The organism is Planctomycetaceae bacterium (genome assembly GCA_039680605.1).
Taxonomy (GTDB): Bacteria; Planctomycetota; Phycisphaerae; order SM23-33; family SM23-33; genus JAJFUU01.
Map to the genome: position 1 here is coordinate 102,217 of JBDKTA010000049.1, position 21,924 is coordinate 124,140.

The 21,924-nt window shown below is 63.7% G+C and carries 15 protein-coding genes and 2 tRNA genes; 15 read left to right on the top strand and 2 right to left on the bottom strand.

The annotated features are described in order from the left end of the window. Positions 1–36 precede the first annotated feature (36 nt). Positions 37–2,298: a DUF5703 domain-containing protein gene (locus ABFD92_15220; GenBank protein MEN6505890.1), complete on the bottom strand. Its 2,262-nt coding sequence runs from the start codon at positions 2,296–2,298 to the stop codon at positions 37–39. Positions 2,299–2,602: 304 nt separating this feature from the next. On the opposite strand from ABFD92_15220, the gene ABFD92_15225 reads away from it, so the two are divergent. Both ABFD92_15225 and yajC read left to right on the top strand, forming a co-directional pair. Next, on the top strand, positions 2,603–3,838 hold the full coding sequence (locus ABFD92_15225) for a tRNA guanosine(34) transglycosylase Tgt (protein MEN6505891.1): 1,236 nt from the start codon (positions 2,603–2,605) through the stop codon (positions 3,836–3,838). Between the two features lie 159 nt (positions 3,839–3,997). After that, on the top strand, positions 3,998–4,459 hold the full coding sequence (gene yajC, locus ABFD92_15230; GenBank protein MEN6505892.1) for a preprotein translocase subunit YajC: 462 nt from the start codon (positions 3,998–4,000) through the stop codon (positions 4,457–4,459). A 169-nt stretch (positions 4,460–4,628) separates the two neighbouring features. On the opposite strand, the gene ABFD92_15235 is transcribed toward yajC, so the two are convergent. Beyond that, positions 4,629–7,574, bottom strand: coding sequence for a PAS domain-containing protein (locus ABFD92_15235; protein ID MEN6505893.1), 2,946 nt, complete (start codon positions 7,572–7,574; stop codon positions 4,629–4,631). 219 nt (positions 7,575–7,793) lie between these two features. Here ABFD92_15235 and ABFD92_15240 point away from each other — a divergent pair. The 13 genes from ABFD92_15240 (at position 7,794) to rpsL (ending at position 21,923) form a co-directional block, all read left to right on the top strand. Further along, positions 7,794–7,865: transfer RNA gene (locus ABFD92_15240), tRNA-Thr, on the top strand. Positions 7,866–8,072: 207 nt separating this feature from the next. Continuing rightward, the gene (gene tuf / locus ABFD92_15245; protein MEN6505894.1) at positions 8,073–9,278 is read left to right on the top strand and encodes an elongation factor Tu; all 1,206 of its coding nucleotides are present in this window, start codon (positions 8,073–8,075) and stop codon (positions 9,276–9,278) included. Between the two features lie 3 nt (positions 9,279–9,281). Next, positions 9,282–9,449, top strand: coding sequence for a 50S ribosomal protein L33 (rpmG, locus tag ABFD92_15250; GenBank protein ID MEN6505895.1), 168 nt, complete (start codon positions 9,282–9,284; stop codon positions 9,447–9,449). A gap of 76 nt (positions 9,450–9,525) precedes the next feature. Further along, positions 9,526–9,598, top strand: a tRNA-Trp gene (locus tag ABFD92_15255). A 45-nt stretch (positions 9,599–9,643) separates the two neighbouring features. Further along, positions 9,644–10,057 carry a preprotein translocase subunit SecE gene (gene secE / locus ABFD92_15260; protein MEN6505896.1) on the top strand — a complete coding sequence of 138 codons (414 nt, stop codon included), beginning with the start codon at positions 9,644–9,646 and terminating at the stop codon, positions 10,055–10,057. Between the two features lie 29 nt (positions 10,058–10,086). After that, entirely contained in the window at positions 10,087–10,641 is a 555-nt protein-coding gene (nusG, locus tag ABFD92_15265) for a transcription termination/antitermination protein NusG (protein MEN6505897.1), read from the top strand. A 97-nt stretch (positions 10,642–10,738) separates the two neighbouring features. Continuing rightward, positions 10,739–11,164 (top strand): 50S ribosomal protein L11, encoded by a 426-nt coding sequence (gene rplK / locus ABFD92_15270; GenBank protein ID MEN6505898.1) that lies wholly within the window; start codon positions 10,739–10,741, stop codon positions 11,162–11,164. A gap of 155 nt (positions 11,165–11,319) precedes the next feature. Next, the gene (gene rplA, locus ABFD92_15275) at positions 11,320–11,997 is read left to right on the top strand and encodes a 50S ribosomal protein L1 (GenBank protein ID MEN6505899.1); all 678 of its coding nucleotides are present in this window, start codon (positions 11,320–11,322) and stop codon (positions 11,995–11,997) included. Between the two features lie 7 nt (positions 11,998–12,004). Then, positions 12,005–12,628, top strand: coding sequence for a 50S ribosomal protein L10 (gene rplJ, locus ABFD92_15280; GenBank protein ID MEN6505900.1), 624 nt, complete (start codon positions 12,005–12,007; stop codon positions 12,626–12,628). A gap of 100 nt (positions 12,629–12,728) precedes the next feature. After that, complete coding sequence (rplL, locus tag ABFD92_15285) at positions 12,729–13,121, top strand: 50S ribosomal protein L7/L12 (GenBank protein MEN6505901.1); 393 nt, start codon at positions 12,729–12,731, stop codon at positions 13,119–13,121. 178 nt (positions 13,122–13,299) lie between these two features. Next, positions 13,300–17,070, top strand: a complete 3,771-nt coding sequence (rpoB, locus tag ABFD92_15290) for a DNA-directed RNA polymerase subunit beta (GenBank protein ID MEN6505902.1) — start codon at positions 13,300–13,302, stop codon at positions 17,068–17,070. 39 nt (positions 17,071–17,109) lie between these two features. Further along, positions 17,110–21,420: a DNA-directed RNA polymerase subunit beta' gene (gene rpoC / locus ABFD92_15295; GenBank protein ID MEN6505903.1), complete on the top strand. Its 4,311-nt coding sequence runs from the start codon at positions 17,110–17,112 to the stop codon at positions 21,418–21,420. Positions 21,421–21,551: 131 nt separating this feature from the next. Then, positions 21,552–21,923 (top strand): 30S ribosomal protein S12, encoded by a 372-nt coding sequence (gene rpsL / locus ABFD92_15300; protein ID MEN6505904.1) that lies wholly within the window; start codon positions 21,552–21,554, stop codon positions 21,921–21,923. Position 21,924: the final 1 nt, after the last annotated feature.

Below are 21,924 nucleotides of genomic sequence, written 5' to 3' on the forward strand. Positions count from 1 at the left end.
CGAGACGCCGTGCGACTCATGGGCAGGATGCCCATGCTACGGGGCCAGGATGTCTTTCAGGCGCGACTCGGGGGTGACTTTGAGGTTCTCGATCTTGCCGGCGCGGACTTTGGCCTCGATGGTCGTGTTGTACGGCGCGTGGAGCTTGAAGTCGGCGTCCCAGCCCGCCGGCCAGGCCGGCAGCAGGTGAATCTTCCGCCTGTCGGTCTGCATGAGCATGTGCTGCAGGGCGGTCATCGCCGTGCCGCCGTTGTCCATGTCCGGCCGCCAGTCGTTGCCGGCGTGCCAGAAAGCCGGGAAGCGCTGCGGCTGGGTGCTGGTCGAGAAGTGGGCCACGACGCTCTTTCGTGCGGCGGCGGCCTCGCCCGCGGCGGCAGCATGCACGGCGTCCTGGCTCCAGCAGCCGTCCTTGCGGAAGCGGCGGGCGTTAAAGCTGTCGCGCGCCAGTTCGATCTGCGGGAGGCCTGCGCCGTAGAGGCGGTAGGGGAAGAGGGCGTAAAGCTCGGCGTTTTCGGTGTTGCCCGATCTGCCGAACGTCTCGGCCGGGGCCAGGAGCCGCTTGTTGCGCCGCGTGAGCGTCGGCACGGCGGGCAGGTCGGCGAGCATCTTCGTCCACACCTGGCGCTGGGCGGGCGTGGTGAGCTTCTCCGGCAGGGCCAGCAGGCGCGGCAGGACGTATCGCAGGCCGGCGATTTCCGGCAGGGGGTTGACGGCGTCCTGCCAGGTCTCCAGCGACTGGGCGGGGTGGAAGCGGATCTTGCCGTCGGCCCCGCGTTTCCAGTGGCGGTCGAAGAACAGCATGATGCTCTCGGCCATCGGCACAAGGGTCTTGCTCGCGAAGGCGTCATCCTGCGTGTGGTCGTAGCGGTCGAGCATCATCGCGACCAGCTCGATGCCGCCCTGCCAGTAGTAGCGGATGTACGCGCTCGAGGGCTCTTTGCCGGGGTTCGTCAGGCCGAAGTCGCAGAGGTTCGGCGTACACCAGAAATACATCGTCTCGGGGAAGAACGCCCCCTCGTGGTCGTAGTACAGCCGCGTGCGGTCTTTCGCCAGCGGCAGGGCCTGGAGATACATGTCGAAAAACGGCTGCATCATCTCGTAGTCGCCGCAGGCGGGCATCGGCCAGACGAGCCACCGGTTGTTCTGGAACCAGTAGTTGCTGCCCCAGCGGCGGAAGTCGGGCTCGATGCCAGGGCCGTCGACGGTGAAGGTGGCGCCGTTGAACTTGGGCGGCAGAGGGCCGCGGCTGCAGCAGGCCAGCATGTATCGCTGCAGCGCATAGCCGCGCGTGACGATCTGAGCCTCGCTGATCTTGTCCGGCTGCCCCGCCTGCGCGTCGCGCACGACGATCCAGCTTCGCTGCCAGAAGTCCTTCCACCACTGCTGGTGCGCCTGGCGCGACTTGGCGACGTCGAGTGCGGCGATTCTTCCGCTGAGCGTCTTGATCTGGTCGAGCCAGGCTTCGGGAGTCGTCGTCTGGGCGGTCAGCACGGCGATCGAGATCACGCGCCGCGTCTGCGGGGCTGCGGACGTGAGGACCAGCGCCTGGCCGGCCGTCATGCCCGACCCCCACATGGCCGCGCCGAAAGTGCGGTTGAGCAGCGGATCGGCGTGCGTCGCGGCGAGTTTCTCCAGGTGCTGTAGCCTCAGGACCAGCGGATAGATGCTCCGCGTGTTGCGGTGGTACCAGACGATCTGCCCGCTGCCCGGCGCCGCCGGCACGACGATGTCGGCCAGGTCGACCAGCGTCTTGTCGGCCTGCGTCAGACCCTGCTCCGAATGCTCGCCGGGGTTGACGGTGTAGGGCTTCTCCTGCGTGCGCCACAACTCGACGCTCGCCGTGCAGCCTCGCGCGGCCGCGCCTTCGCACTCGACGCGGATCACCGGATTATGGGCGTCGACCCACACGCGAAGGGTCGTCGCCTGGGCGTCCTGACCGGCCGTCACGATCATCTGCCCATCCTGCAGCGCCAGCCGCTGCGAGAACGGCTGCACCGGCAGAGGCGGCGAGAACTTGACCCGCACGCGGCCGATCTTGAGCAGCCGCCCGTTCTCCGAAAACGAGTCGGTCTTGCCGATCAGCATCCCCAGCTCGCCCGAGGGCTCGACCCAGGCGTTGACGGAAATGTCCCCGTTGCCCAGGGGCATCGACCCAAGCTGATCGGCACTGGGCGAATCCCAGACGACATCGCAGCCGTCGCCGGCAGGTCCCGCCGCACCGAGCGAGACACTCGCCGCCCAAGTGAATATCAGAAGGGCAATGTTCAATCCTGTCCGCCATGCTATGTTCTTGGTCATGGTGAGATCCACGCGTGCAAATATTTGATATTATTGATCTTACAGACAAATAGCGGCCAATATCAACATAAGTCATTACTCTGCAAGATGTTAAATAGCGTAATCCGGTAAAGTTCCTCCCGCCGCCTTGCACTTCCCGCGAAGTAGCTGTGAAAAGTACAACAAAGTGCAAGGAAGAGCAAGTCAGCAGGAAAGACGCCAAGCCGCACGCGGGTACCCATGATCTCGTTGCAACGCCGGTGGTGACTCGTCAGGAGCAACAGCGCGCTTGCCTGGGGCGTTCATGTGAGTGTATCCTCACCCCATGTTCAGCTTTCAGGTAGATAAGACTGACGGCCGCGCGCGGGCGGGCGTGCTGGCTACGGATCATGGGCAGGTGTCCACGCCGGTGTTCATGGCGGTCGGGACGGCGGGCACGGTCAAGGGCGTCACGCCGGGGCAGCTTCGCGCGTGCGGGGTGCAGATGGTGCTGGGCAACACGTACCACTTGCTGCTGCGGCCGGGGCCCGATACCGTGGCGGCGCTGGGGGGGCTTCATACGATGATGGCCTGGGACGGGCCGATCCTTACCGACAGCGGGGGGTACCAGGTCTTCTCGCTGGCGCACCTGCGCAAGATCGACGACCAGTGCGTGACCTTTCGTTCTCACATCGACGGCTCGGAGGTCATGCTCACGCCGCGGCGGGCCATCGAGGTGCAGCAGGCCCTGGGCGCCGACATCATCATGCAGCTCGACGAGTGCGCCCCCGGCGAAGCCGCCCGCGAGCAGGTGACCGAGGCCGTCCGCCGCAGCGCCCTGTGGGCCCAGTTGTGCAAAGAGGCCTGGCTGGGTGGCATGGCGACACGCGAAGCGGGTCGCCATGGGGACGCCGCTGGAGGCGGAAGCGTGTGCAGCCAAACGCGCGGGGCAAGCTCCGCCGCTAAAACGGGGGGGCAGGCGTTGTTCGGCATTCAGCAGGGCGGGGTGCATCTGGACCTGCGGGCCGAGTCGGCCGCTCGCCTGGTCGAGCTGGACCTGCCCGGCTACGCCATCGGCGGGCTCAGCGTGGGCGAGGGTCACGAGCCGATGGTGGCTGTGCTGGAGGCGATCCACGAGCAGTTCCCCGCCGACCGCCCGCGGTACCTGATGGGCGTGGGCGAACCACGCGACATCCTGGCGGCGGTGCTGCGCGGGGTGGACATGTTCGACTGCGTCTTGCCCACCCGCAACGCCCGAAACGCCCAGGCCTTCACCTGGGGCGGCCGCATGCGGCTGCGGAACGCCCGCTACGCCAACGACCGCTCGCCCCTCGACGCCGCCTGCGACTGCTACACCTGCGCCAACTTCAGCCGCGGGACGATCCGCCACCTGTTCATGGCCGGCGAGATGCTCGGGCCGACGCTGATGACGATTCACAACCTGCACTTTTTTTCGCAGTTCATGGCCGCCATCCGCGGCGCGATCGTCGAAGGGAACCTGGAACTGCGTGCGCGGCAGTGGCTGGCGGCGATGGAGGCGGGCAATGAGAGTTCGAAGTTCGAAGGTCGAAGTTCGAAGTGAGAAGCGGCGAGCCAGAGTCGGTGCCCGTATCGCTTCGAACTTCGAACTGTTCTTATGCCCGGTTCTCTGGTACACTTCCTCGAAGGTCGAAGATCGACCGCGATAGAAAGGGACTACGAAATGCGGATGACGGTTGCGGCACTTGCAATTGGACTACTGATGACAGCCTTGGCCGGAGCGGTTCACGCCCAGCAGCCGGCTGACAATCTGGGCAATGGCCAACCGGCCACGGCCCCTCAGACTCCTCAGCTTCAGCCGGCGCCGGCCGGACAAACCAACGGCGCGACGCAGCCGGCGACTGGAACGCCGGAGTCGCCGGCGCAGGGCGATAAGGGTTCAGGCCCATTCATCTGGGTGATGCTCGGCGCGGTGGTGCTGATGTGGTTGTTCATGGGGCGCAACAAGAAGAAGCAGGCGGCCAAGAAGCAGGAGATGCTGTCGAACCTCAAGAAGGGCGACCGCGTGACCAGCATCGGCGGGATCATCGGCAGCGTCGTCGAGGTGCGCGAAGACGAAGTCGTGCTCAAGATCGACGACAACAGCCGCCTGCACCTGGCACGCTGGGCCATCCGCGGCGTTGGGGATGAGTCCAAGCAGGAAGACCCCCAGGCGAAACGTTAAGCCGCTTCGGTTGTAGAAAAAACCGAGGACGAGGACGAGGACGAAGTGTCACTCTGCGTCAGTCCCGCGCCCGTTCATGGCGACCCGCTTCGCGTGTCGCCATGCCACCCGGCGCATCCAACCATCCAACCATCCATCCATCCATCCATCCATCCCGCCATTCCGCCATTCATTGTTGGCCGGTGGCTTGTTTTGCGCAGCGTCGGATGGTGGCTACCAGCACGTCGGAGGCGCCACTCTTGGTCAGGTATTCGGCCGCTCCGGCGTCGCGCATGGCTTGGGCCTGCTCGGCCTGGTCGAACATGGACAGGCCGATGATCTGGATGTGCGGCAGCTCGGCGTGGAGGACTCGCGTGGCTTCGATGCCGTTCATGCCCGGCATGGAGATGTCCATCAGCACCACGTCCGGGCGGAGTTGGCGGACGATCTCGATAGCGGCATGACCGTCGGAAGCCTCGCCGACAATCTCCAGATCGGGCTCTTCTTTGAGCAGCAGGACAAGACCCTGGCGCAGCACGATATGGTCATCGACCAGGACAACGCGGATCTTGTCCTGAGCGTCCTGGCAGGGATGGGGGATGGTGGCTGAGCCCTGCCCCGCCCGCTCCGGTGGCAGTTGGCTTTGGGGCTCGATCGCCGTCGCGGCTTCAAGCGTGATGCGGCAGCCCCGCCCGGGGGCGCTGTCGATCTCCATCCTGCCGCCCAGAAGCCCCAGGCGCTCGGAGATGCTGAAGAGGCCAAAGCCCGCCGGCGCCGCACCGACGGGAAGCGAGCCGGGTTCGAACCCGGCCCCTTCATCGGAGACGACGATCTGCACAAAGCCCTGCATCCGCGACACCCGCACGGTTGCCGATTTGACGGCGGCATGCTTGGCGACGTTGAACAGGAGCTCGCGCGTGGCCTGAAAGAGCAGGACCTTGATGTCCTCTTCCATCTCCGGCGCCGCCCCCTGAACGTCCAGTTCCACCGTCAACGCGTGCTTCTCCTGCATCCACCGCGCCAGCCACTCCATCGCCGCGATAAGCCCGCCCTGGTGAAGGATGGGCGGGCTCAGTTCGGCAGTGAGCGAGCGCGAGGTCTCGATGGAATCGTTCAGCAGCTCGTTGACGTTGGAAGCCGTCGCGCGCGTGACGGGGTCCAGCGACCGCTCCAGCACGGCCAGGCGGAATTTCGCCCCGGCCAGCAACTGCTGGAGGCCGTCGTGGAGCACCTGGGCGAGGCGTCCGCGTTCGCGCTGCTCGGTCAGAGCCAGCTCAGACGCCAGGCGAGCCAACTGCTGGGAACGGAGGTGCAGTTCGCGCGTGCGTTCCTGCACCCGCCGCTCGAGCTCTTCCTTGGATTGGCGCAGGACGCCTTCGGCCTGCTTCTGCGACGTGATGTTGAGGTGCGTGATGACCGCTCCGGTTTTGCCCGCGGCGCCCAGCGGCACCACGGTCATCATGAACCATCGCTGCTGGCTGGGACTGTGGCAGGGATACTCCAGCGTGAACTGCTCCTGGCGTCCGTTGAGGACTGCTTCGATACCGGCCAGGGCTTTGGCGGCGTCGCCGGCCTCGGGCGAGGTCGTGTCGATGGCGCGGCGGCAGACGGCGCAGTAATTGGCGCCCACCGCCACGGCGGGGGAGTTGGAGGCGTCGTTGGCGTCGGCGAATTCCATCCAGGCCTGGTTGACTGCGATGATATCGCCGCGGGTGTCGATCACGGCGATATGCGCGGGCAGGGCCTGCAGGGTCTGGCGATTGAGCTCCTCGGCCTTGCGTATTTCTTCCTGGGCGTTCCTGGCCTGGGTGATGTCTTCGGTGAACATGACGATGCCGCCGACGGCGCCGCAGCTTAGATGCCAGGGATGGATCTCCCATCGAATCCATTGCACGCTGCCGTCGGTGCGTGGAAAGGGGTCTTCCTCGGCCCGCTCCACCGCGCCCTGGAGGCAGCGCTGGTGGATCTGCTTCCATCGCTGGGGTATCTCGGGCAGGACCTCGTAGTGGCTGCGCCCGTGCAGGTCCTGCCCGGCCAAGCCGTAGTCCGCCACCCAGCGCTGGCTGGCGGCGACGTATCGCATCTGCGTGTCGAACATGGCGATGGCCGCCGGGGCGTGCTGGACGAACAGGCGCAGTTGCTCCTCGCGCTGCCGCAGCAGCGACTGGGTCTCGATGCGGTGCATCGCGTCGGCGACCAGATTCGCCACCGACTCCATCACGCCGATCTCTTCAACGCTGAAGCGGGGGCGCCGCGCGGTTCCAAACGACAGCGTGCCGATGAGCGTGTCGTGGACCAGCAGCGGGTGGCAACAGTACGCCTCGATGCCATAGGACCTCACCAGGTCCGTCCGCGGGTCGGCGCCGGCGGCGATGTTTTCGGCGATGACCCGCTGCCGGTCGCGCGCGACGCAACCGCAGACGGCCACGCCGTAGTCCAGCCACTCGATCCGACGCGCCTCATCGGCGTCGATCCCCGCGCAAGTGTTGAGGTGCAGCCGCCCGCTCTCCTCGTCGGCCAGGAAGTTGAAGAACACCTGGCAATCCAGAAAGTCCATCACCTGCAGGCAGAGATCATCGAGCAGTCCGCGGGGGTCGTCGCTTTGGAGGAGCCTGGCGGCCGTCTGCGACAGCAGCGCGTTTCGCTGGTCGTTCCATCGCAGGGTTTCCTCGGTTCGTTTGCGTTCGGTGATGTCGACGGTGATGGCGACGCCGCCGGTGACGGCGCCATGTTGATCATGAACCGGCGCGGCAGACACCAGCGCAAACCACCGTTTGCCGCTGGGCAGCACCACTTCCAGTTCAACAGGCTCGATCTCGCGGTTCTCGGCGACGGCCCGCTGCAGGGGCAGGTCTGGCCCGGCCACCGGTTCGCCGTCGTGATAGTATCGGATCTGCCGCCCCGGCGCCACGGTGTCGCTCGCCGAGGCGGAAAGGTTATCCTGGGACTGAACCTCGAACTGCGCCTGCGCGGCGGCATTGCCGACGACGTGTTTGCAGTCAGGGTCCAGGGAAAAGTTGACCCCGACCGGCAGGGCCTTGAGGACGGCTTCGAGCCGCTGGTGAGCGTCGAAGGCCTCCTGCAGGAGCTGTTGAGCGTTTTGCTGTTCTTGGGGCTTTTGTTCTTCTGGACGCATGAACTAATTATCAGCGGCAAATTGTAAGCGTGATAAATATTTATTCAGAAAGTTTTTGACAGGGCCTTGGGGATTCGTATACTAAACGATCTACCCCACAACCAATAGTAGCGGTTGTACCTATATCCGGCGGTGACCACGGGGCACGGAGTTTCCGTGCGCCCGCGTTGTTGTTGTCGGTTCTGTCGAGGCTGCTGTTGGGTGGTGCTGCTGATGATCGCTGCTGTAGCTCAGTGGTAGAGCGCGTCCTTGGTAAGGACGAGGTCATGGGTTCGACCCCCATCAGCAGCTTTGATGACGGTCCGACCTGACCGTCGCAGACAACGTAATGACAACATGGCCTGCGGATGAGGCCGACCAGGATCAGGCGCTCCTGCCATGGGGCCTGCCCGGTGAATGAATAAGGTAAGCAGCGACCGATCCGCCGGTCGCCCAAGAAACGTTTTGAACACGACTCCAGTATAGTCAGGTTCATCAGGCACAGAGGAGCAAAACGCAATGGCCAAGGAAATCTTCGAGCGTAACAAACCGCATGTCAACGTAGGAACGATCGGCCACGTCGACCACGGTAAAACCACCCTGACCGCCTCGATCACGGCCGTCCTGGAAGCCGAAGGTCTGGCCAAGTACAAGGCCTATGACGATATCGCCAAGGCCTCGGAATCGCAGGGTCGCCGCGACCCGACGAAAATTCTGACCATCGCCACCGCCCACGTGGAATATCAGTCGGCCATTCGCCACTACGCCCACGTGGACTGCCCCGGTCACGCCGACTACGTCAAGAACATGATCACCGGCGCCGCCCAGATGGACGGGGCGATCCTGGTCGTGTCGGCCGCCGACGGTCCGATGCCCCAGACCAAGGAACACGTCCTGCTGGCCCGCCAGGTGAACGTGCCCAAGATCGTGGTCTTCCTGAACAAGGCCGACCTGGTCGACGACCCGGAGCTGCTGGACCTGGTCGAGTTGGAAGTGCGCGAACTGCTGAGCAAGTACAACTTCGACGGCGACAACGCGGCCGTGATCCGCGGCAGCGCCACCGAAGCCCTCAAGGACCCCAAGGGCGCCGGCGCGCAGCCGATTCGCGATCTGGTCAAGGCCCTGGACGAGCAGATTCCCCTGCCCGTTCGTGAGGTCGACAAGCCCTTCTTGATGCCCATCGAAGACGTCTTCAGCATCAAGGGGCGCGGCACGGTCGGCACCGGGCGCATCGAGCGCGGCGTCATCAAGATCGGCGACGAAATCGAGATCGTCGGACTGGGCGAGACGCGCAAGAGCGTCGTGACCGGCGTGGAAATGTTCAACAAGACCATGGACAACGGTCAGGCCGGCGACAACGTCGGCTGCCTGCTCCGCGGCGTTGAAAAAGAAGACTTGCAGCGCGGGCAGGTTCTGGCCAAGCCCGGCAGCATCACCCCGCACACGAAGTTCGAAGGCGAAGTGTACGTGCTGACGAAAGAGGAAGGCGGCCGCCATGGCCCGTTCTTTAACGGTTACCGTCCGCAGTTCTACTTCCGCACCACCGACGTGACGGGCACGATCCAACTGCTGGGCGGCGCCGAGATGTGCATGCCCGGCGACAACATCACCATGAACGTCGAGCTGCTCAACACGAGCATCGCGATGGAAGAAGGCCTGCGCTTCGCCATCCGCGAGGGCGGACGCACCGTCGGCGCCGGCGTGGTGACGAAGATTCTGGAGTAACTCATGGCCAAATCCAAGGCCCGAGAATATGTGTGGCTTCAGTGCAACGACTGCGGCGCGTTGAACTACCGTACGGAAGTCAATGTGCAAGGCGGCTCGCCCAAGTTGGTGCTGAAGAGGTATTGTCCGGTAAGCAGGACGCACACCGAACATAAGATCAAGAGGAAATAGCAAAAACCAGATCCTCGATCCTAGGTCCCAGATCCTAGGATCGAGGATCTAGGATCTAGGATCTTCTTCTGAAGATACGGCAGTAGCTCAATCGGTAGAGCAGCGGTCTCCAAAACCGCAGGTTCGGGGTTCAAGTCCTCGCTGCCGTGGTGGTGAGACCGACGGTGCAGGACGACTTACTGAGGTAGACCAGCGTGGCGTTCGAAATCTACAAGCCCGGTCAGGGCAAGTATACGAGAGTCGTGACGTTCGTGGCGGTGATGTGCCTGGGCATCATCGGGGCCTACCAGCTCAGCAACACGCTGTCGGGTCTGCCGGACAAGATCGCCGGGATCTCCATGAAGATCTATCTCCAGTACGGGATTCCGACGGTGCTGGTGGCGCTGCTGGGACTGTTGATGTTCCACATCGTCAACCGCGTCCGGTCGGCGGACTTTCTGATCGCTACCGAAGGCGAGATGAAGAAGGTCGCCTGGTCGTCTCGCAAAGAGATCGTCGGCTCGACGAAGGTGGTCATCGTGACTTCCTTCATTATCGCAGCGCTGCTGTTCGGGGTGGACTGGCTGTTCGTCGTCCTGTTCCAGAAGATCGGCCTGCTTCAGATGTAGTGGGACCGGGCAACCAAGGGAATGTCTCTATGGCCAAGCAATGGTACGTGTTGCGGGTGGCGTCCAATAAAGAGGAATCCGTCCGCGATGCCCTGGAACGTAAAGTCAAGATCGAGGGCCTCGATGACCGCATCGGGCGCATCCTGGTCCCGACGGAACGGCGCCCCAGCCCGCGCGGACGCGCCGGCGAAAAGAAATACGTCGAACGCAAGATGTACCCCGGGTACGTCTTCGTCGAGATGGAACTGGGCGAGGATGGACGAATCGGCGAAGAGGCCTGGTTCCTCATCCGCGAAACCTCCGGCGTGGGCGACTTCATAGGCGAGGCCGGAAGGCCCACCCCCATGAAGGGCGCCGACGTCGACAAGATGCTCATGCAGGTGCAGCAGGCCCAGGAAGGCGCGCCGGTTACCGTTGAGTTCGCCAAGGGCGACGCGGTCAAGATCAAGGAAGGCGCGTTCGAAAACTTCGAAGGCTCCGTCGACGAAGTGCTCGCCGACAAGGGCCTGGTGCGCGTGATCGTGACGATCTTCGGCCGACCCACCCCGGTCGAGCTGGAATACTGGCAGGTGGAAAAAACCTAACAACGGAATTATGGAAGAACGGGAATCAGGCCTCGGGGCCAAACCCCAGTATTCCAGCTTCCGGGTTTCGGCGTAACTTGGAAAAGATGAGGTTGAGATGGCAAAAGTAATCGTAGCGAAGATCAAGCTCCAGGCCGCAGGCGGCCAGGCGACTCCGGCCCCGCCGATCGGTCCGGCGCTGGGTCAGCATAACGTCAACATCGGGCAGTTCGTCCAGCAGTTCAATGCCCAGACCAAGGAACTCAACGGCATGCCCGTGCCCGTCGAGATCACGGTCTACAAAGACAAGAGCTTTACGTTCATCGTCAAGAGCCCTCCGGCCGCGGCGCTGTTGAAAGAAGCAGCCCAGATCGCCTCGGGCTCGGGCGTTCCGAATAAAGAAAAAGTCGGTTCTGTCACGCGGGACCAGGTGCGAGCCATCGCCCAGCGCAAGATGGCCGACCTCAACGCCCGCAACATCGACCGGGCCGCCCGGATCATCGAAGGCACCGCCCGCAGCATGGGCGTGACGGTGAAAGACTAGAAACGATCCTAGATCCTAGATCCTAGGTCCTAGGGCGGGAATCCCGAGGATCGAGGACCTGTTGTTGCCGCTTCGTGGCGGCCGGCCGTACCACGGGCCAAGAGCAGTGGGAGCCAATAGACCCGCCTGCGGGTCTGGCGACAAAGGGAATCGACATGCGGTCTCACAGCAAGCGGTTCAAGAAAAGCCTCGAGGCGGCGCCCAAGACGGCGTTGCCTGTGGCTTCGGCGGTCACGGCGCTCAAGGCGCTGCCGCCGACAAAGTTCGACGCCACCGTCGAACTGGTCATGCATCTGGGGATCGACCCCACGCAGGCCGACCAGGCCATGCGCGGGGCAATCTCGCTGCCTAACGGTATCGGCGCCTCGCGAAAGGTCATCGCCTTCTGCGACGGGGCAGACGCTGAAAAGGCCTTGGCCGCCGGGGCGATCGAGGCCGGCTCCGCCGAGCTGATCGCCAAAGTCCTGGGCGGCTGGATGGACTTCGACGTCGCCGTGGCCACCAAGGGCATGATGAAAGACGTTTCCAAACTCGGACGCGTCCTGGGCCCCCAGGGCAAGATGCCCTCGCCCAAGGCCGGAACCGTCGTCGACGACATCACCAAGGCGGTGACGGAGTATGCTGCCGGAAAGGTCGAGTATCGCAACGACGACGGCGGCAACCTCCACGTGCCGGTGGGCAAGGTGAGCTTCGACGAAAAGAAACTCGTCGAGAACATCGAGTTCTTCATCGACCACGTGCGGCGCACCAAGCCCTCGACGACCAAGGGCACGTACATCAAGAAAGCATGCCTGACGGCCACCATGAGCCCGTCGGTGCGGCTGGAAGTTTAGGTGATCCATGAGCAAACCCGTAAAAGAACTCGTTCGCCAGGAGTTGATCAAGCGTCTGGAAGGCGTCTCGGGGTTGGCCGTCGTCGGGTTTACCGGCGTTGACGCCATCTCGACGAACCTTATTCGCGGCCGCCTCGACGCCAAGGGCATCCACCTGATGGTGGTCAAGAACGCCTTGGCCCGCCAGGCGTTCAAGGCGGTCGGTCTCGACGCCGCCGGCGACCTGCTCGACGGTCCCTGCGCGTTGGCCACCGGCGGCGACAGCGTCGTCGACGTGGTGAAGGAACTCCTTGACATTAATAAGGATCAGCCGAACCTGATCGTCAAGGCCGCCGTACTGGAAGGTGACGCCTTTGGTCCCGATCGGATTGAGGAACTGAGCAAGTATCCCAGCCGCGGCGAGGCCATTGGCACGGTTGTCTCCTGCCTGTTGGCACCGGGGGCCAAGCTGGCCGGCTGCCTCGTCGGACCCGGCGGCGCAATCGCGGGGATTCTCAAGACCATCGAAGAAAAGTCTCCCGCCCCCGAAGCGCCTGCTGAGCCCGCAGCGCCGGCGGCCGCTCCAGAGCCCGAGCCCGCCCCCGCCCCTGAAGCGGCAGCGCCCCAGGCCCCGGTCGAACCGACCGCATAGACAGACGATAACCCCCGGCTGCCGATTGGGCCCAAGCGGGCTTAAATGGGACTATGTGGTCCCGCCTATCAGGCCGGAAAACGTGACAGGAGTTTGAGCAATGGCAGAAGTAGCCCCCAACGTGAAAGAGCTTGCTGAGAAGATCGTCGCCTTGACCCTCAAGGAAGCCGTCGAACTGGCCGGATTCCTCAAGAGCGAATATAACATCGAGCCCGCCGCCGGCGGCGCCGTCATGATGACCGGACCCGCCACGGCAGGCCCTGCCGCCGAGGTCGAGGAAAAGACCGAGTTCGACGTCATCCTCACCGGCGCCGGCGACAAGAAGATCCAGGTCATCAAGGCCGTCCGCGCCCTGACCAACCTCGGTCTCAAAGAAGCCAAGGACCTCGTCGAAGGCGCCCCCAAGCCCGTCAAGGAAGGCGTCTCCAAGGAAGAGGCCGAGGCCGCCAAGAAGGCCCTGGAAGAGTCCGGCGGGACCGTCGAGATCAAGTAGTACAACACGGAATGATGGAATATTGGAAGAGTGGAAGAATGGGTTCCAGTCGTAGCCAGAGGCTGCGGCGCGACCTCATTCTTCCATCATTCCATCTTTCCATTCTTCCGGTTTCGGGTGGCGGATTGGCGTAGAGAAAAGCAGTCTCCTTCCAGCCGGCGGCGGCTGGACATGAGGTATGAAAATGCTGAGATTCAACAAAGTCAGAAATTTCTGCAGGGTGGGCGACGCGGCCCCGGTGCCGAACCTGAACGAAATCCAGGTCAAGAGCTATGCCCGGTTTCTTCAGGAAGACGTCGAGCCGACCAAGCGCAAGAACACCGGGCTCGAGGCCCTGCTGCGCGAGGTGTTCCCCATCGTCAGCTATGACGAGAACAGCCGCCTGGAATACCTCTACTACGAGCTGAACCCGCCGCGGTACACGCCGCAGGAATGCCGCGACCTGCGCCTGACTTTCGGGACGCCCTTCAAAGTCCACTGCCGCATGGTCCGCAAGGACTCCAAGGAAGTGGTCGAAGAGGGCATCTACATCGGTGAAATCCCCCGCATGCTCGGCGGCGGCGAGTTCATCATCAATGGCGCCGAACGCGTCATCGTCTCGCAGCTCCACCGCAGCCCGGGCGTCGACTTCACCGTCGAGACGCAGGAAACCGACCGCCCGCTGCATGGCGCCCGCATCATCCCCGAACGCGGAAGCTGGATCGAGCTGATCGTCACCAAGAAAGACTCGTTGACGATGCGCATCGACCAGTCCAGCAAGATCCCGGCTACCACATTCCTGCGGGCCATGGACGAACGCTACGGCACCGACTCGCAGATCATCCGCGAGTTCTACCCGACGCGCAACGTGCCTACCGATGAGCTTCGCCCTCAGATGTACCTCGTCGAGGCCTTCGTCGACGCCGACAGCGGCGAGGAGATCGTCCCCGCCGGCGGTCAGATCGGCGAAGCGCTGACCAAGATCGTCGCCAGCAGCGTCAAGAAGATCGAAGTCATCGACGCCGCGGTCGACCCGCTGGTCCTCAACACGCTGTCGGAAGACGCGGCCGATTCGCACGAGTCGGCGCTGCTGCGCATCTACGCCCGCCTGCGTCCGGGCAACCCGCCCCAGCTTGAAAAAGCCAAGACGCTGTTCAACGAAAAATTCTACGACGAGAACCGCTACCGCCTGGGCAAGGTCGGCCGCTTCCGCACGAACCGCAAGTTCCACCAGGACGTGCCCGAGAGCGACATGACGTTGCGTCCGGAAGACTTCCTCAACACCCTCAAGTACATGCTCAAGCTGCGCAGCGGCGCCGGCGGCGTCGACGACATCGACCATCTGGGCAACCGTCGCCTGCGCACCATCGACGAACTGGCCAGCGACGAGCTGCGCAAGGGCCTGCTCAAGCTGCGCCGCACCGTCCAGGAGCGCATGAGCCTCAAGGACCCGCAGGAACTGACCAAGATCGCCGAGCTGATTAACTCCAAGAGCGTCTCGTCGAGCGTGGACTTCTTCTTCGGCCGCGGCGAACTGTCGCAGGTCGTCGACCAGCAGAACCCGCTGGCCATGCTCACGCACGAGCGTCGCCTCTCGGCACTGGGACCGGGCGGCCTGAACCGCAAACGCGCGGGCTTCGAAGTGCGCGACGTGCATATTTCGCACTACGGCCGCATCTGCCCGATCGAAACTCCCGAAGGCAACAACATCGGTCTGATCAGTTCGCTGAGCATCTACGCCAACGTGGACGAGTACGGTTTCCTGACCACGCCGTACCGCAAGGTGTTGCGCGGGCGAGCGACCGGCGAAGTGGCCGATCTGCGGGCTGACGAAGAAATGGAAAGCGTTCTGGCCCCGCCGGACGCCCTGGAAGTCGATTCCAAGGGCGAGCGGGTTCGCCTGCCGGCCGAACACGTGCTGGCCAGGGAAAAGGGCGAAGTGGCCATGGTCAGCGGCGGCGACGTCGGATACGTCGATATCTCGCCCAAGCAGACCGTCGGCATCAGCGCGGCGCTGATCCCGTTCCTGGAGCACGACGACGCCAACCGCGCCCTGATGGGCTCGAACATGCAGCGACAAGCCGTTCCGCTGCTGCGGACCGAGCCGCCGGTGGTGGCCACGGGCATGGAAAGGCCCGTCGCCGAGAACAGCGGCATGGTCGTCCGAGCGCACAGCGCCGGGACGGTGACGTACCTCGACGCGACGCGCATCGTCATCGACAACACCGAAGAGTACGACCTGCGCAAGTTCGACAAGCTCAACGAACGCGCCTGCCTCAACCAGAAGCCCATCGTCGTCGAAGGGCAGAAGGTCAAGCGCGGGCAGATCCTGGCCGACGGCTCGGGCTGCAGCCACGGCGAATTGGCCTTGGGACGCAACGTCCTGGTGGCGTTCATGCCCTTCGACGGCTACAACTTCGAAGACGCCATCCTGATCTCGGAGCGCCTGGTCAAGCAGGACGTGTTCACGTCGGTCCACCTGGAGAACTACGACGTCGAGGTTCGCGAGACGAAGCTCGGCCGCGAAGAGTTCACCCGCGACATTCCCAACGTTTCCGAGCGAGCCCTGCGCAACCTCGACGAGTACGGCATTGTCCGCGTCGGGACGCGCGTCGGCCCCGGCGACATCCTGGTGGGCAAAGTGGCCCCTAAGAGCAAGAGCGAACTGTCGCCCGAGGAAAAGCTGCTGCACGCGATCTTCGGCCGCGCCGGCGAGGACGTCAAGAACGACTCGCTCGAACTGCCCGCCGGCGAAGAGGGCGTGGTCATCGAGACCAAGCGGTTCAGCCGCCGCACGCACCTGTCGGAAGATCGCAAGAAAGAGATCACTCGCCAGACCAAGGATTACAAAGAGGCGATGGAATCTCGCATGGCGAAGATCTTCCGCATGATGGCCGTCGAGATCAACGCCGTGGCGGGCAAGGAAATGATCGACCCGACCACCCGCCAGAAGGTCGGACAGTCTGAACGCGACGACGTCATCCTCGAGCAGATCGAGAACTTCAAGCCCAAGTGGATCAAGGCCGACAAGCCCGCCCAGCAGGCCGCGGCCGAGGAAGTCTACGGCAAGTTCTGGGCCCTGATCGGCGACGTGCGGGCCGAAATGGAACGCAAGCTCGACCACCTCAAGCGCGGCGATGAACTGCCCAGCGGCGTGCTGGAGATGGTCAAGGTCACCGTGGCCACCAAGCGTGCCCTGGGCGTCGGCGACAAGATGGCAGGTCGCCACGGAAACAAGGGCGTCATCGCCCGAATCCTGCCCGAAGAGGACATGCCGTTCCTGTCCGACGGCACGCCGGTTGACATCGTGCTCAACCCCCTGGGCGTGCCTGGACGTATGAACCTGGGCCAGATTCTCGAAACGCACCTGGGTTGGGCCGCGGCGATCCTGGGATTCCAGGCCGTCACCCCGGTCTTCGACGGCGCCAAGGAAGCGGAAATCATCCAGTGCGTCCGCGAGGCCAACGAGTACGTTCGCCAGCGGGCGCAGGACCTGGAAGTGGTCCGCAAGGCCGGCGACACCCGCGAACTGCTGGTGGAGATGCCCGAGGACTGCAAGACGCGCGTCTACGACGGGCGCACCGGCGAGGCCTTCGAGCAGAAGGTCACGGTCGGCTACATCTATATGAACAAGCTCCACCACCTGGTGGACGAGAAGATCCACGCCCGCGCGACGGGGCCGTACTCGCTGATCACGCAGCAGCCCCTGGGCGGCAAGGCCCGCACCGGCGGTCAGCGCTTCGGCGAGATGGAAGTGTGGGGTCTGGAGGCCTACGGCGCCAGCTATACCCTGCAGGAACTGCTGACCGTCAAGAGCGACGACGTGGAAGGGCGCACGAAGATCTACGAGTCGATGGTCAAGGGCACCAACACCCTCGAGGCCGGAACGCCCGTCAGCTTCGACGTGCTGTGCAACGAACTTCGCGGGCTGGGCCTCAACATCCAGCTCGAGAAGAAGCGCCTGATTTAGAACTGTGGAACTTACTCCTTACCGGGAGCATGAATAATGATGCAGGAAAGCGTTTACGATCGCATCAATGACTACGGTGCGGTGACGATCAAGCTGGCTTCGCCCAACGACATCCGAAGCTGGTCGTTCGGCGAAGTCAAGAAGCCCGAGACGATCAACTACCGCACGTACCGCCCGGAAAAAGACGGTCTGTTCTGCGAACGGATCTTCGGACCCGAGCGCGACTGGGAGTGCGCCTGCGGCAAGTACAAGGGCACCAAGCACAAGGGCATCATCTGCGACCGCTGCGGCGTGAAAGTCACCCACAGCCGCGTGCGCCGCAAACGCATGGGCCACATCAACCTGGCCGCGCCCATCGTGCATATCTGGTATTTCAAGGCCCTGCCCAGCCGCCTGGGCACGCTGCTGGCGATGAAGACGGCCGACCTGGAAAAGATCATCCTCTTCCAGGACTACGTCGTGATCGACCCGGGGCAGACGCCGCTGAAGTACAAGCAGCTTCTGACCGAGGACGAATATCGCAGCGCCGTCGAAACCTACGGCGACGCCTTCAAGGCCATCATGGGCGCCGACGCCATCAAGTTCCTGCTGGAGAAGCTGGACCTGGTCGTCGAGGCCGCCACCATCCGCGACGAACTGCAGAAGACCGCCTCCAAGCAGAAGACCAAGGACCTGTCCAAGCGTCTGAAGCTTATCGAGTCGATCCGCAACTCGGGCAACCGCCCCGAGTGGATCGTCATGGAAGTGATCCCCGTGATTCCGCCGGACCTGCGCCCGCTGGTCCTGCTCGAAAGCGGCAACTTCGCCACCAGCGATCTCAACGACCTGTACCGCCGCATCATCAACCGGAACAACCGCCTGAAAAAGCTGATGGACCTCAACGCCCCCGAGGTCATCATCCGCAACGAAAAGCGCATGCTGCAGCAGGCCGTCGACGCCCTGTTCGACAACAGCCGCTGCCGCCGCCCCGTGCAGGGCACGGCCAACCGCCCGCTCAAGAGCCTCACCGACATGATCAAGGGCAAGCAGGGACGCTTCCGCGAGAACCTGCTGGGCAAGCGCGTCGACTATTCCGCCCGCTCGGTCATCGTCGTCGGTCCCGAGCTCAAGCTCAACCAGTGCGGTCTGCCCAAGAAGATCGCCCTGGAACTGTTCCAGCCCTTTATCATCCGCAAGCTCAAGGACCGCGGGCTGGCCGACACCATTAAGAGCGCCAAGCGCATGCTCGAGCGGCGCGACCGCGAGATCTGGGACGTGCTGGAAGAAGTCATCTACCAGCACCCGGTCCTGCTCAACCGCGCCCCGACGCTGCACCGCATGGGCATCCAGGCCTTCGAGCCGGTGCTGGTGGAGGGCAACGCCCTGAAGATCCACCCGCTGGTCTGCAAAGGCTTCAACGCCGACTTCGACGGCGACCAGATGGCCGTCCACCTGCCCCTGTCCGTCGAGGCGCAGGCGGAAGCCCACTGCCTGATGTTGTCGACGAACAACATCTTCTCGCCCAGCAACGGCGCGCCCAACACCATGCCCATGCAGGACATCGTCCTGGGCTGCTACTACCTCACCAGCGACCAGGGCGCCACGTTTGTCAGCGATGCGGTCAAGAAGATCAAGTTCGGCAAGGCCGGCGATTATGCGATGTTTGCCAGCCCCTACGACGCGATCACCGCCTACGAACTTGGCCGCATCGGCATGCAGGCCAAGGTGGTCGTGCGGCTGGACCGCGACTGCGACGTGATCGACATCGATCGCCGCTACACGCCCGAGAACCGGCGCATCATCACCACGGCCGGGCGCTGCATCTTCAACGACATCCTTCCGCCGCAGATGGCGTTCTACAACTACGCCCTGGGTTCCAAGGGCGCCAACCGCGTCATCAGCGACTGCTACCAGGTGATGGGTCGCGCCGCGACGCTGCAGTTGCTCGACGACATGAAGGAACTGGGCTTCAAGTACTCCACGCTGGCAGGCCTGTCGTTCGGGATCACCGACGCGAAGGTGCCCGAGGAGAAGAAGAAAATCCTCGATGACGCGCAGGTCCGCGTCGATGCCATCGAGAAAGATTTCCACGCCGACGCCATCACCGAGGGCGAGCGCAACAACCAGATCGTCGACATCTGGATTCACGCCCGCGAGCAGGTCACCAAGAGTCTGCTGACGGCTTTGCAGACCGACAAGCGCAGCTACGACCCGAACTACCTCAACCCGATCTGGCTGATGTTCCACTCCAACGCCCGCGGCAACATCGACCAGATCCGCCAGCTCGCCGGCATGCGCGGCCTGATGTCCAAGCCGTCGGGCGAGATCATCGAGACGCCCATCAAAGCCAACTTCCGCGAAGGCCTGACGGTGCTGGAATATTTCTCCTCCACGCACGGCGCCCGCAAGGGTCTGGCCGACACGGCGCTGAAGACCGCCGACTCGGGCTACCTGACGCGCAAACTCGCCGACGTGGCTCAGAACGTGGTGATCACCGGTCACGACTGCGGCACCAAGCGCGGCGTGCCCAAGAGCGCCATCTACAAGGGCGAGCAGGTCGACGTGCCGCTTCGCGAAGTCATCGTCGGGCGCATCGCCCGAGAGAACATCGTCAACCCGATCACCGACACGACGATCGTCAAGGAAAACGAAGTCATCAGCGACGTCATGGCCCGCCAGATCGAAGAGCTGGGCATGGAGTCCATCCGCGTTCGCAGCCCGCTGATGTGCGATGCCTCGCTGGGACTTTGCGCCAAGTGCTACGGTCTTGACCTCTCGACGCAGGCGCTGGTCGAGGAAGGGATGGCCGTGGGCATCATCGCCGCCCAGTCGATCGGCGAGCCGGGCACGCAGTTGACCATGCGGACGTTCCACACCGGCGGCGTGGCCACCCGCGCGGTCGTGGCCTCGGACGTCGTCGCCACGGCAGGGGGCACGGTTCACTACCGCGAGCTCAACGCCGTCGAGGCCGGCAGCGGCAAAGATCGCCGCATCGTCGCCCTGAAGCGCAACGGCGAACTGGCCATCCTCGACGACAAGGACCGCGAGCTCGACAAGTACAAGGTGCCCTACGGCGCCACGATCCTGGTCAAGGACGGAGAGAAGGTCAAGATCGGCCAGCAACTGGTGGTCTGGGACCCGCACCGCACGCCGATCCTGGCCGAGGCCGCCGGCGCCGTCAAGTTCCAGGACGTCGAAGAAGGCGAGACCGTCCGCATCGAGAGCGAGAAGGCCGGAACCCGCCGCCTGATCGTCATCGAGCACAAAGGCGAGATGCACCCGCGAATCGTCATTGAGGACAAGGACGGCAAGGTGCTGGACTTCCACTACCTGCCCGCCAAGGCCCGCATTGAGGTCGAAGAAGGGCAGAACGTCAAGCCCGGCGAGCTGCTGGCCCGCCAGCCCCGAGAGGTCAGTGGAACCGAAGACATCACCGCCGGTCTGCCGCGCGTGACCGAAGTCTTCGAGGCGCGCCAACCGAAAGACCCTGCCGCCATGGCGGAAATCTCCGGACGCGTGGAACTGCGCACCGACAAGCGCCGCGGAAAGATGACCATCATCGTCCGCAGCGAGTCGGGCATGGAGCGCGAGCACCACGTCCCGCACGACCGGCACCTGCTGGTGCATACCGGCGACTACGTCGAGGCCGGCGACCCGCTGACTGAAGGCCCCCTGGTGCTTCACGACATCCTCGCCATCCGCGGCGAAGAAGCCCTGCAGCAGTACCTGCTGGGCGAAGTGCAAGCCGTCTACCGCACCAGCGGCGTGACCATCAACGACAAGCACGTTGAGGTCATCCTCGCCCAGATGCTCCGCAAGGTCATGGTCGAGACCGTCGGCGATAGTAATCTCCTTCCTGGAGACGTTGTTGACAAGTTCCAGTTTATCGGAGAGAATAAGCGGCTCGCCTCGTGCCTGAAGATTGTCGATGCCGGCGACACCAAGCTTGTCGTTGACACGACCGTCGTGCGGGAAGAGGTCGAGGTGGCCAACGCGGCTGCCAAGGAAAACGGCGGTCAACCGGCCAAGAGCAAGAAGTGCCGACCGGCCACCGCCAAGACGCTGCTGCTGGGTATTACCAAAGCGTCGCTGCAGAGCGAGAGTTTCCTCTCGGCGGCCAGCTTCCAGGAGAGCACCAAGGTGTTCACGGAAGCGTCGCTGGCCGGGCGTATCGACGAGCTTCGCGGGCTGAAGGAAAACGTGATCCTTGGGCACTTGATCCCGGCGGGCACGAGCTTCCGCCCGTACCTCGAGATGCGGATGAAGCGTGCGGTGGATATCTCCGAGCTCAGCGGTCGCGAGGAAGACACGGCCATGAGCCAGGACGAGATCGCCCGCGCCGTGCAGCAGGCGCTGACCGGGCAAGATTGAGAAAAGCAGTAACCAGTAACCAGTAAAGGCTGGGTGACATGGTGCCCCGGCAAGACTGATAACCGATTACTGATTACCGATTACGGATTACTGATTCCTGATTACGGAAAACCGTTTACGAGGTTTGATAGATGCCGACGATTAACCAGTTGGTGCGGAGGCCGCGGCGAAAGCAATCGGCCAAGAAGAAGAACCTGGCGCTGGAGCATTGCCCGCAGCGGCGCGGCGTGTGTCTGCTGGTCAAGACCGTCACGCCCAAGAAGCCCAACTCGGCGCTGCGGAAGGTGGCCCGCGTGCGGTTGTCTAACGGCAAGGAAGTGACGGCCTACATTCCCGGCGTCGATCATAACCTGCAGGAACACAGCATCGTGCTGGTTCGCGGCGGTCGTGTGCGCGACTTGCCTGGCGTCCGGTACCATATAGTTCGCGGTTCGCTGGACTCGCTGGGCGTGGAAGCCCGCCGCCAGAGTCGCAGCAAGTACGGCGCGAAGAGGCCCAAATAAG

Excerpts from the sequence above, each read along its gene's own strand:
- rpoC (MEN6505903.1), top strand. The coding sequence starts at position 17,110 with ATGCAGGAAAGCGTTTACGATCGCATCAATGACTACGGTGCGGTGACG.
- tuf (MEN6505894.1), top strand. The coding sequence starts at position 8,073 with ATGGCCAAGGAAATCTTCGAGCGTAACAAACCGCATGTCAACGTAGGA.
- rpmG (MEN6505895.1), top strand. The coding sequence starts at position 9,282 with ATGGCCAAATCCAAGGCCCGAGAATATGTGTGGCTTCAGTGCAACGAC.
- rpsL (MEN6505904.1), top strand. The coding sequence starts at position 21,552 with ATGCCGACGATTAACCAGTTGGTGCGGAGGCCGCGGCGAAAGCAATCG.
- yajC (MEN6505892.1), top strand. The coding sequence starts at position 3,998 with ATGACAGCCTTGGCCGGAGCGGTTCACGCCCAGCAGCCGGCTGACAAT.
- rplA (MEN6505899.1), top strand. The coding sequence starts at position 11,320 with ATGCGGTCTCACAGCAAGCGGTTCAAGAAAAGCCTCGAGGCGGCGCCC.
- rplJ (MEN6505900.1), top strand. The coding sequence starts at position 12,005 with ATGAGCAAACCCGTAAAAGAACTCGTTCGCCAGGAGTTGATCAAGCGT.
- rplK (MEN6505898.1), top strand. The coding sequence starts at position 10,739 with ATGGCAAAAGTAATCGTAGCGAAGATCAAGCTCCAGGCCGCAGGCGGC.
- rplL (MEN6505901.1), top strand. The coding sequence starts at position 12,729 with ATGGCAGAAGTAGCCCCCAACGTGAAAGAGCTTGCTGAGAAGATCGTC.
- rpoB (MEN6505902.1), top strand. The coding sequence starts at position 13,300 with ATGAAAATGCTGAGATTCAACAAAGTCAGAAATTTCTGCAGGGTGGGC.
- ABFD92_15220 (MEN6505890.1), bottom strand. The coding sequence starts at position 2,298 with ATGACCAAGAACATAGCATGGCGGACAGGATTGAACATTGCCCTTCTG.
- ABFD92_15225 (MEN6505891.1), top strand. The coding sequence starts at position 2,603 with ATGTTCAGCTTTCAGGTAGATAAGACTGACGGCCGCGCGCGGGCGGGC.
- ABFD92_15235 (MEN6505893.1), bottom strand. The coding sequence starts at position 7,574 with ATGCGTCCAGAAGAACAAAAGCCCCAAGAACAGCAAAACGCTCAACAG.
- nusG (MEN6505897.1), top strand. The coding sequence starts at position 10,087 with ATGGCCAAGCAATGGTACGTGTTGCGGGTGGCGTCCAATAAAGAGGAA.